General features: G+C 70.7%; 5 protein-coding genes and 1 pseudogene. 3 read left to right on the top strand and 3 right to left on the bottom strand.

Annotated features, from left to right (window positions below; genetic code table 11):
• A pseudogene (locus AC31A1_RS39700) lies at window positions 1-468 on the top strand (MFS transporter); the annotation flags it as partial.
• A 724-nt stretch (window positions 469-1,192) separates the two neighbouring features.
• On the opposite strand, the gene AC31A1_RS39695 reads toward AC31A1_RS39700, so the two are convergent.
• Window positions 1,193-2,134, bottom strand: a complete 942-nt coding sequence (locus AC31A1_RS39695) for a LysR family transcriptional regulator (RefSeq protein ID WP_489657942.1) — start codon at window positions 2,132-2,134, stop codon at window positions 1,193-1,195.
• Between the two features lie 71 nt (window positions 2,135-2,205).
• Here AC31A1_RS39695 and AC31A1_RS39690 point away from each other — a divergent pair, with 71 nt between their 5' ends.
• Window positions 2,206-3,093: an SDR family NAD(P)-dependent oxidoreductase gene (locus AC31A1_RS39690; RefSeq protein WP_489657941.1), complete on the top strand. Its 888-nt coding sequence runs from the start codon at window positions 2,206-2,208 to the stop codon at window positions 3,091-3,093.
• Between the two features lie 145 nt (window positions 3,094-3,238).
• On the opposite strand, the gene AC31A1_RS39685 is transcribed toward AC31A1_RS39690, so the two are convergent.
• Window positions 3,239-5,512: a M4 family metallopeptidase gene (locus tag AC31A1_RS39685; protein ID WP_489657940.1), complete on the bottom strand. Its 2,274-nt coding sequence runs from the start codon at window positions 5,510-5,512 to the stop codon at window positions 3,239-3,241.
• Between the two features lie 539 nt (window positions 5,513-6,051).
• Between AC31A1_RS39685 and AC31A1_RS39680 the strand changes: the two genes are divergently transcribed.
• Window positions 6,052-7,479 carry a PP2C family protein-serine/threonine phosphatase gene (locus AC31A1_RS39680; RefSeq protein WP_489657939.1) on the top strand — a complete coding sequence of 476 codons (1,428 nt, stop codon included), beginning with the start codon at window positions 6,052-6,054 and terminating at the stop codon, window positions 7,477-7,479.
• 64 nt (window positions 7,480-7,543) lie between these two features.
• On the opposite strand, the gene AC31A1_RS39675 is transcribed toward AC31A1_RS39680, so the two are convergent.
• Window positions 7,544-9,052, bottom strand: coding sequence for a DNA-binding protein NsdB (locus AC31A1_RS39675; RefSeq protein WP_489657938.1), 1,509 nt, complete (start codon window positions 9,050-9,052; stop codon window positions 7,544-7,546).
• Window positions 9,053-9,346: the final 294 nt, after the last annotated feature.

The following is a 9,346-nucleotide window of genomic DNA, read 5'->3' as shown; positions in this document are numbered from 1 at the left end:
GTCCGGGGGCGGGTGGTCGGGGCGCTGTCCGTCGCCGGTTCGCCGGCCCTGGTGCTCGGGGTACCCGCCGGCACCTGGCTGGGCCGCCACGAGGGCCGGCCCGTACCGATCGCCGTGCCGGCGGCCCTGGGTCTCGTGTCCCTGGTGACGATCGCCGCCCTGCTGCCGACCTCACGTCCGGACGAGGAGCGGGCGGCCTACGGCACGCGTCCCGACGCCCGTAGGTTCGCCACGGTACTGGCGGCGGGGACTCTGTCCGCCACGGGAGCGTTCGCGGAATTCACGTACATCGTCACGTTCCTCGGCGACGTGAGCGGGTTCTCCTCGGGCGCGGTCGGCGTCCTGCTGGTGGTGTTCGGCGTCGCGTGCCTGGCCGGCACGACCGTCACCGGCGCGGTCCCGTGGGCATGCTCGGCCTGTACGCACTCGGCACCCGTCCCGTGGCGGCCGTCGTGTTCCAGACCCTGATGGGCGGTGCGCTCGGACCGGTGTTCATGACCGCCCAGAACGCGATGCTGCACTGCACACCGGGACGTACGGACATCGCTCTCGCGGCCAACTCCGGTTCCTACAACGCGGGTATCGCGGCCGGCGCGGCGCTCGGGGGACTTGTGCTGCGGCTTGCGGATGTACGGGGGACGTTCCTCGCCGGGGGGGTTTCTGACTGTGAGGGCCTGCGCGGTGCTGATGGGGACGTGGATGCTGGGGCGCGGGGCAACGTCGGGCGGGCAGCGCCGTGTTGGGGAAGAAGGGCGGGTCGGCGGCTGACCAACTGCCTCGCGTGCGGCAGGGCGTGCCGGTGCCGGTCGGCGCGCGGGCGTTGCGTCGCGGGCCAACGTCCGCCAGGCAGCGCCTTGTTGGGGAGGAGGACCGGGCCGACAGCCGGCCAACTCCCCCTCGCGTGAACGCCGTAGCCACAACGAGGACCTGCCCGGGGTGTCGCCATCGAGGACGACCGGACGGAGGGGCAGCGCGCGGGAACCTCTCTCGCCAGCGGGGTACTTACCACCCCGCCCTGCGCGTGCTCCTCGGCGAGCGGGTGTTGCACTGGGGAGCCAAACTCCGTTGAGCAAGGCCGAGTTGGGGAGGCCAATCGCGACGGGTGACCAACTTCCGACGCCGTAGCCACGTCGATGGGGAACGAGTGACCAACTCCCTCCCGTGCGGACACCGCACCCGCCGACCGAGGGGCTCATTCCTGTGCTGGTTCCGTGCTCGGGGTATACGCATCGAGCGCGGCCTGGCGGAGAGCCGCTCCCACTCGGGTGACCGCCTCGGTGGGCGTCTGCGGAAGCCGGGCGAGCAGGAGGCGGCGTTGTTCCTGGGGGCCGCCGCGTACCGGCAGGACGCGTACGCCCGGCGGTGCGGCGGGGGCGAGGGAGCCTGTCACTGTGGTCAGGCCGAAGCCCGCCGCTACGAGTTGGAGCTTGGCCAGCCAGTCGCGGGCGGTGTGGACGATCTCGGGGCGTTCGTCCAGCCCCGGCCATACGCCCATCAGCCTGTCCTCGCCGGAGGAGGGACTCGCGATCCAGCGCCGGCCGCGCAGGTCGGCCACGTCGACGTAGTCGCCGCGGGCCAGTGGATGCGTGGCGGGCACCGCGAGGTACAGCGGGCGCTCGGTGAGCGTGCGCAGCACCAGCGGCGGCGATTCGGTGTCCGGCGGCCTGAACGGCGGCACCGATGCCAGCAGGGCCAGGTCGAGGCTGCCGGCGCGCAGGGCTCGTACGAGGGCCGGGGTGCCGCCCTCCCGGCTGACGACGTGCAGGTCCGGGTCGGTGCGGCGCAGGGCGGCCAGGGCGCGGGGCAGCAGGACCGCTCCCGCGCTGGGGAACCAGCCCAGGCGGACGGTCGCGGCCTCCGTCGGCAGACCGGACAGTTCGCGCGCGGTCGCGCCGATCTCGTCGAGTACGACCGTCGCCCTGCGCATGACGATCCGGCCGGCCGGGGTCAGCCGTACGCCGTCGCGGCGCCGTTCGAGCAGTTCGGCGCCCGCGGCCCGTTCGATCGCGGCGATCTGGCGGGACACCGCGGACTGGGTGTAGCCCAGTGACGCGGCGGCCGCGGTGAAGGTTCCCTGTTCGGCGACCGTGCGGAAGACGCGCAGCGCGGTGAGTGACACATCCGTGAAGTCCATGACGATCACGCATGCTAGCGGTGCGTAACTTTCGTTGGACGCACACCCGGCGGGTTCCTACCGTGGCAGTCATGAACGTTTCGCGCATCGCCCTCGTCACGGGCGCCAACCAAGGACTCGGCCGCGCCCTCGTCGAGGGCCTGGCCGCCCGCCTGGGCTCCGACGACCGGGTCCTGCTCACCGGACGCGACGAGCGGCGCGTCACCGACGCGGCCCACGAGGTGGCGAACCTGCCCGGGACCCGCAGCCGGGTCGAGGGCCGGGTCCTGGACGTCACCGACACCGACGCCATCACCCACCTGGCCGACGATCTCCGGCAGCGCCACGGCGGGGTCGACATCGTCATCTCGAACGCCGTGGCCCGGGTGCTGCCCGGAGAGTCGCAGGCCGCGCGCGCCGACGAGTTCATCGACGTGTCCAACACCGCCACCCACGCGATGCTGCGGTCCTTCGGCCCCGTCCTGCGCCCGGGCGGCCGGTTCCTCGTCGTGGCCAGCAGCCTGGGCACCCTCGGGCATCTCGACCCGGCGCTGCACGACCTGTTCGACGGCGCGAGCCTGGACCAGGTCGAGTACGCCGTCGAGTCCTGGCGCGGCGCCGTCCACCACCGGACCACGGCCGAGGCGGGCTGGCCGCTCTGGCTGAACGTGCCCTCGAAGGTGGCCCAGGTCGCCGCCGTCCGCGCGGTCGCCGCCGAACGCCGCGAACACGACCTCGCGACGAACACGTTGATCGCCTCCGTGTGCCCGGGCATGGTCGACACGGACACCTCCCGCCCCTGGTTCAGTGACTTCAGCCAGGCGCAGTCGCCGGCCGAGGCAGCGGCCGCCGTTCTCGACCTCGTCCTCGCCGAGCACGTCGACCCCACCCACTACGGCGAGTTGGTACGTTTCGGCAAGGCCCTGGACTGGTGCGGGGGCACACCGCCGGTGGAACAGGACCGGCTGATCACGCCGTGACCGCGGGGCGTCGTACAACTGGCCGATCGTGACGATGGGTTCTGGCCGCGCCTGCGTGCAGACCGGCGCGGCCAGAACCAACTCGGGCTGTCAGTCGACGAACCCGAGTCAGTGATCCCCGAACTACGGGGCTAGACAGGCCCGTTCACGGAGTGAGCTGCCACTGTTCGATGTAGCCGACGTCGACCGCCGCGTGGTCCTGCACCCTCAACTTCCAGGTGCCGTTGACCGGTTGGGCGGAGGTGTCGACGGTGAAGGTCTGGTCGACGTTGTCGGCGGAGCCGCCGGAGCGGTTCAGGAGGGAGTAGACGGTTCCGTTCGGGCCGACGAGGTCGACGGTCAGGTCGCCGCGGTAGGTGTGGACGATCTTGACGTAGACCTGGGTGGTGGCCGAGGCGTTGCCGTCGCGGCCGGTGACCGTGATCGGGGACTCCACGGCGCCGGCGTTGTCGGGGATGTCGACGCGGGTGGCGCTGGCGTAGATGTTGGCGATCCGCCAGCTGAAGGCGACGGTGGCACTCGCGCCCGTGTCGTCGGTGACGGTCACCGTGACGTCACTGGTCCCCAGGGTGGTCGGGATCCCGGAGATCAGACCGGTGCTGCTGATGGTCAGTCCGTCGGGCAGTCCCGTGGCCGAATAGGTCAGGCCCGCACCGGAGTTGGTGGTGTACGCGTCCGTCTGCAGGGACACGGCCTGGCCGACTCCGCTGATCTGCGCGGCGACCGGGGCCACGTTGACGCCGAGCGCGATCCGGCTGCCGACGTTGATCGCCGCCCACGCGTCCGCCACGGCCAGGTAGGTCGGGCTGTAGGCGCCGAAGAGGTCCGCGGCTGCCTGCAGGGTCGCGGTGCGCGCACCGGCGTAGTTCGTGGACGAGGTCATGTACGTGGTGAGCGCCCGATACCAGACCTTCTGGGCGTTGTCGATGCCGATGCCGGCGACGGGCACGCTGTCGTAGGTGGGGCTGTCGTAGGAGACTCCGTTGACGGTCTTCGCACCGCTGCCCTCCGACAGGAGGTAGAAGAGGTGGTTCGCCGGGCCCGAGGAGTAGTGGACGTCGACGCTGCCGAGCGTCGAGCTCCAGTAGTCGCGGGACGCGCCGTCCTTGGAGGGTTTGTCCATGTAACGCAGCGGTGTGCCATTGCCGTTGATGTCGATCTTCTCGCCGACCATGTAGTCGGGGACGTCGGCGGGCAGGTTCTCGTGGAACTCCACCGCGGCGGCGAAGATGTCCGAGGTCGCCTCGTTCAGGCCGCCCGACTCGCCGGAGTAGGTGAGGCCGGCGGTGGCGGCGGTGACGCCGTGGCTCATCTCGTGCGCGGCCACGTCCAGCGCGGTCAGCGGGTGGGTGTTGCCCGAGCCGTCGCCGTAGGTCATGCAGAAGCAGGTGTCGTCCCAGAACGCGTTCACGTAGTTGTTGCCGTAGTGGGCCCTGCTGTAGGCGGCCACTCCGTCGTTGCGGATGCCGTTCCGCCCGAAGACGTCCTTGTAGTAGTCCCAGGTCGCCGCCGCGCCGAACGCGACGTCCACGCCCGCGGTCTGCCGGTTGCTCTGGGTCCCGTCGCCCCAGACATCGTTGTCATCCGTGAAGAGGGTGCCGGTGCCGGAGGTGCCCTGGTTCAGGTCGTAGGTGCGGTGGCCGGCGCGGTCGCCGTCGACGAGCTGGTACGTCGAGCCGGAGAGCGTGGTACCGAGCGGGACCGTTCCGTTGAACTGGCCGGTGCCGGTGCCCGTTTCGATGCCCTGGTACTGGAAGACGGCCTTGCCCGAGTCGGCGTCGGTGATCACATGGAGTTCACTGGGCGTGCCGTCGTCCTGGAAGCCGCCGACCACCGCCTCCCAGGCGAGGACGGGCTTGGCACCGGCGGCCCAGACGACGAGCCGCGGGGCGCCGTCGAGTCGGGCCTTCTCGCCGCCCGCCTTGGACGCCGCCGCGAGCGCCTTGGTCTTCACCGTCGCCGACGTCACGTTCGGGGTGATGTCCGGCAGGGTCAGGTCGGCCTTGGCGGCCTTCGTCACCGTGAGGCGGCCGCTCCTGGCGTGGACGACCAGGTCGCCGCCGAGGACGGGCAGTCCGGCGTACGTCCGCTCGTAGCGGGTGTGGGTGGTGCCGTCGGCGTCCTGGCTGACGTCCTTGACGACGAGCTTCTCCTTGGCGCCGAGGCCGAGGGTCTTCGCCGTGTTCCTGACGGCCGCGCCCGCGCTCTTGAGGAGGGCGGCGTGCTTCGACGGCGACAGAGCGGCCTGAGCCGCTCCGGCCCGCGGGGTGGCCAGGATCTTCGCGGAGGCGGTGTGCCCGCCGGGAGAGGCGGAGGCCGCACTGGTCTGCATACCGGCGGCCAGCAGGGTGCCGACCGCGGTGAGCACGAGGGCCGCGGTGTATCTGGGGTGGTGCGGATAACGGTCATGCCGGGTCAAGGCGTTCTCCTTATGTGGGGTGGTCGGACTCGGTGGAGTCCTGGAGAGCGGGTCGGGCCGGGGTACGGCCGTCCGGCGGGCGCGCGGGTGCGGGGAGGAAGGGTGAGGAGTGGGTGAACGCTCGGTGAGCGTGGTGCTCAGCAGCGTGGCATCACGTCCACAGAATTGTCATGGCTATAACAAAGCAACGGCTCAAAATAACTGCCGCATCCTGCGGATCACTCGCCCGAGCGACACTTTTCAGCCTCACGTCGGACACCGACGCCACGCGGGAACATCGAGCCGTCGAACAGGTGGTTGAATGTCGAGCCGGAAGGGTAATCAGTCCTTCAACTCGCGTACGGCGTCTACGACTTGCCTCACCAGGACAGCTGCGCCACGAGCACGGCACCAGTCGCCCGTGAAGACGCTGGCATATGCCAGAAGCACCACCGGATCGGGTGTTGCCAAATCCCTTACAGCGCGTCGCAGCCTGTGCGACAGTCGTAACCGGTCCCTCCATCCGCCTTGGTCGTACCGTCCCCGCATCGGAGTGCGTCATGCCGTCCCATCTCTCTGCGGACCGCCCCGCCGCCCAGCCGCCCGCGCGCGGCTCGGTCGACGCGCTGATATCGCAGGCGCGGCGGCTCATGGGCGACGTGGACGCCGTACGACGGGACGCGCAGCACGACGGTGCGGACCCGCGCGAGCGGTGGCAGCGGGCGCTGTGCGATCTGGCGCTGCATCAACTCAACGACCTCGACGAGCACTTGGCCCAGCTACGGGACGGCCCGCCACCCGTGCAGGCGGCCGTAGAAGCACCGCTCGCCCCAACTGCCGTACCGGAAGCGCCTCGTGACGACTCGCTGCTCAGCCGGGTCGGCAGTGCCGAGTGGAATCTGCTGACGGACGAGGCGAGTTGGTCCGGGGAGCTGTATCAGATCCTCGGCCGTGACCCGGCCGCTCCCCCGCTCACGCTCGACGAACTGCCGTCCCTGATCCTCGACGAGGACCGGTCGGCGCTGACCGCGATGGTCACGGACTGCCTGATCGACGCCAAGCCGATCGACGGCGAGTTCCGCATCGTCCGGCCCGACGGCACCGTACGGACGGTGCACATGATGGGCGAGCCCGTGCTCGACGCCGACGGCGGCACCGCCTCGATGTGGGCCGTGCTGCGGGACGTCAGCGAACTGCGCCGCAGCCAGCGGACGGTGAGCGAGACCCGTGACTCGCTGCAGATCCACCGGCACCACGCGCAGACCGAGCGCCGGCTCGCGGTCGAGCTGCAGGAGGCCGTGCTGCCGCCGTGGCGTGGCTCCCTGCGGCTCCCGCACCAGGGGCCGGAGACACTGGACCTGGCCGCCCGCTATCTGCCCTCCTCCACCAGCGCGCTGATCGGCGGCGACTGGTACGACGCGCTCCAACTGTCGGACGGCGCAACGCTGTTGAGTGTCGGCGACCTCACCGGACACGGTGTCGCCGTCACCTCGGGCATGGCGATGCTGCTGGGCGCCCTGCGCGGGATGGCGATGGCGGGCACCGAGCCCGGTCAACTGATGTCCTGGCTCAACCAGTTACTCGACGCCACCGTGCAACCGGCCCTGGGCAGCGCGGTGTGCTGCCGCTACCGGCCCGAGACCCGCACACTGGCGTGGGCGCAGGCAGGACACCCCGCCCCGCTGCTGTTCCGCGGCGGGACGGGGCGCGTGCTGAGCGCACCGGACGGCGTCCTGCTCGGCGCCACCTCGGGAGCGGCCTACGGGCAGGCCGAGGAGACCCTCGAAGCGGGCGACGTACTCCTGCTGCACACCGACGGACTGGTGCCGGGGCACAGCGGAGAGGCCGCCGAGCGCCAACTCCTCGACCTGGCCCCGCGGTTCGGCGAGGCGCGCACCGCACAGGACTGCGTACGGATGGTCGTGGAGGAGTTCGGCGACACCGAGCGCGCGGACGACGCGTGCGTGCTCGTCGCCAGGACGACCTGAGAAAGAAGCGGCTTAAAGAAGCGGCTGTACGAACTCCTTGTGCGGAAGGAGCCGCACAAACCCCTTATGCCTGTGCGCTGTTGCCGCCCCTGGCCCTCGGGCTCCTCGACTGGGTCTTCGGCAGCGCCAGTTCGATCTCCTCCCGCAGTTCGTGGATCTTCGGATAGCCGGCGTACTGGGCGGTGAGCCGGTACATCTCGCGCAGCCGGTCCCAGGTGCGGTGGGAGGAGTTCGATCCCATCGACGCCAGGGCCAACCGCGCGTACCTGTCCGCCTGTTCGGGGTCGTCGGCGATGAAGCAGGCGGAGGCCATCGACAGGAAGTCGAAGATCTTCGACCGCTGCCGTCCGTCGACCCGCAGCGCCAGGGCCTTCTCCGCGAAGTACTGGGCGTGCACGGCCGCTCCGGGCTCGTGCTCGGCCAGGGTGCGGTAGGCCAGGGCCTGCATGCCGTAGAGATCCTCCTCCTTGAACGTCTGCATCCAGCTCGGGGGCGGTACGTCGCCGCGGTCGGAGACGAAGAGGTCCTCCGCCTGGCCGAGGGTGCGGCGCATGGCCTGGCCCTTGCCCATCGACGCCTGTGCCCAGGCCTCGATGGTGAAGAGCATCGCCTGGGTGCGCGGCAGCACCTCGTCGCCGGAACCGGTCTTGGCGAGTTTCATGAGATCGAGTGCGTCGTCGGGCCGGCCCAGGTGCACCATCTGGCGAGCCGCCCGTGAGAGCGCCTCCCCGGCGCGGGGCCGGTCGCCGCCCTCGCGGGCCGCGTGGGCGGCGATGACGAAGTACTTCTGGGCCGTGGGTTCCAGGCCGACGTCGTGCGACATCCAGCCCGCGAGTACGGCGAGATTGGCGGCGACGCCCCACAGGCGCCGCTGCAGATCGGTCGGGTGCCGGTAGGCGAGCATGCCGCCCACCTCGTTGAGCTGTCCCACCACGGCCTTGCGCTGCAGCCCGCCGCCGCGGGCCGCGTCCCAGGCGCGGAACACCTTGACGGACTCCTCCAGTTCCTCGATCTCCTGCGACCCGATGGGGGCGGCCTCGTAGCGGTCGAACCCAGCGGGGTCGGCGTGCAGGGGATCGTCGAACCGGGGAGCGTCGGCGGAAAGAGTCGGATCGGAGTGCAGCCATGCGTACATGGCGCTGCTGAGTGCGGAGCCTGCGGCGAGCGCGGCGCCCGCGCCCACCAAGCCGCGTCGGTTGAGCATGAGGTCCATTCCCGTGAATTCGGTGAGGACCGCAGCAGTCCGTTCGGGCGCCCACGGCACACCGTCGGGATGTTCCACACTCCCGTCGTCGGGCCGTTTTCCCGTACGCCCGTGCCGGACCAGACCGAGGTCCTCGATGGTCACGACACGGCCGAGACGCTCGGTGAACAGAGCCGCCAGCACCCTCGGCACCGGATCGCGCGGGATCTCTCCCGTGTCGATCCAACGCCGTACCCGCGAGGTGTCGGTCGACAGCTGGGGGTGGCCCATGGCCGCCGCCTGCCGGTTGACCCGCCGCGCGAGCTCGCCCTTGGACCAGCCGGCCAGGCCGAACAGGTCCGAGAGACGGGAGTTGGGTTGTCCGTTCACGTCAAGCCCCCAGGTTCTCGGCTGACTTGAACATAGCCCGGCGCGGGTTGCCGGGCGACTATTCGCCAGGGTTCGCCAGGGTGCGCCAGATGGTGTGCCACTGCGCATCTGGTGTCAGGTAGGAACGCGCCACCCCGACCCGGTCACCGAGGGACACTCCCCAGGGTGCACCCGTGGGACCGGGCCGGGCAGCGCGCTTGTTTGGACAGGCACTGCAGGCACACGAAGGGATCTGTATCTCCCATGTACACAGCATCGTCCTCCGTGTCCGCCCCGCCCCGGTCGCTGCACCCC

Source organism: Streptomyces sp. P5F9 (genome assembly GCF_057961495.1).
The sequence above is the reverse complement of the archived record's forward strand: the minus strand, read 5'-3'. Positions and strand labels throughout refer to the sequence as shown.

Bases quoted from the DNA above. Each gene is read 5' to 3' on its own strand.
- AC31A1_RS39695 (WP_489657942.1), bottom strand. From the start codon at position 2,134: ATGGACTTCACGGATGTGTCACTCACCGCGCTGCGCGTCTTCCGCACG.
- AC31A1_RS39690 (WP_489657941.1), top strand. From the start codon at position 2,206: ATGAACGTTTCGCGCATCGCCCTCGTCACGGGCGCCAACCAAGGACTC.
- AC31A1_RS39680 (WP_489657939.1), top strand. From the start codon at position 6,052: ATGCCGTCCCATCTCTCTGCGGACCGCCCCGCCGCCCAGCCGCCCGCG.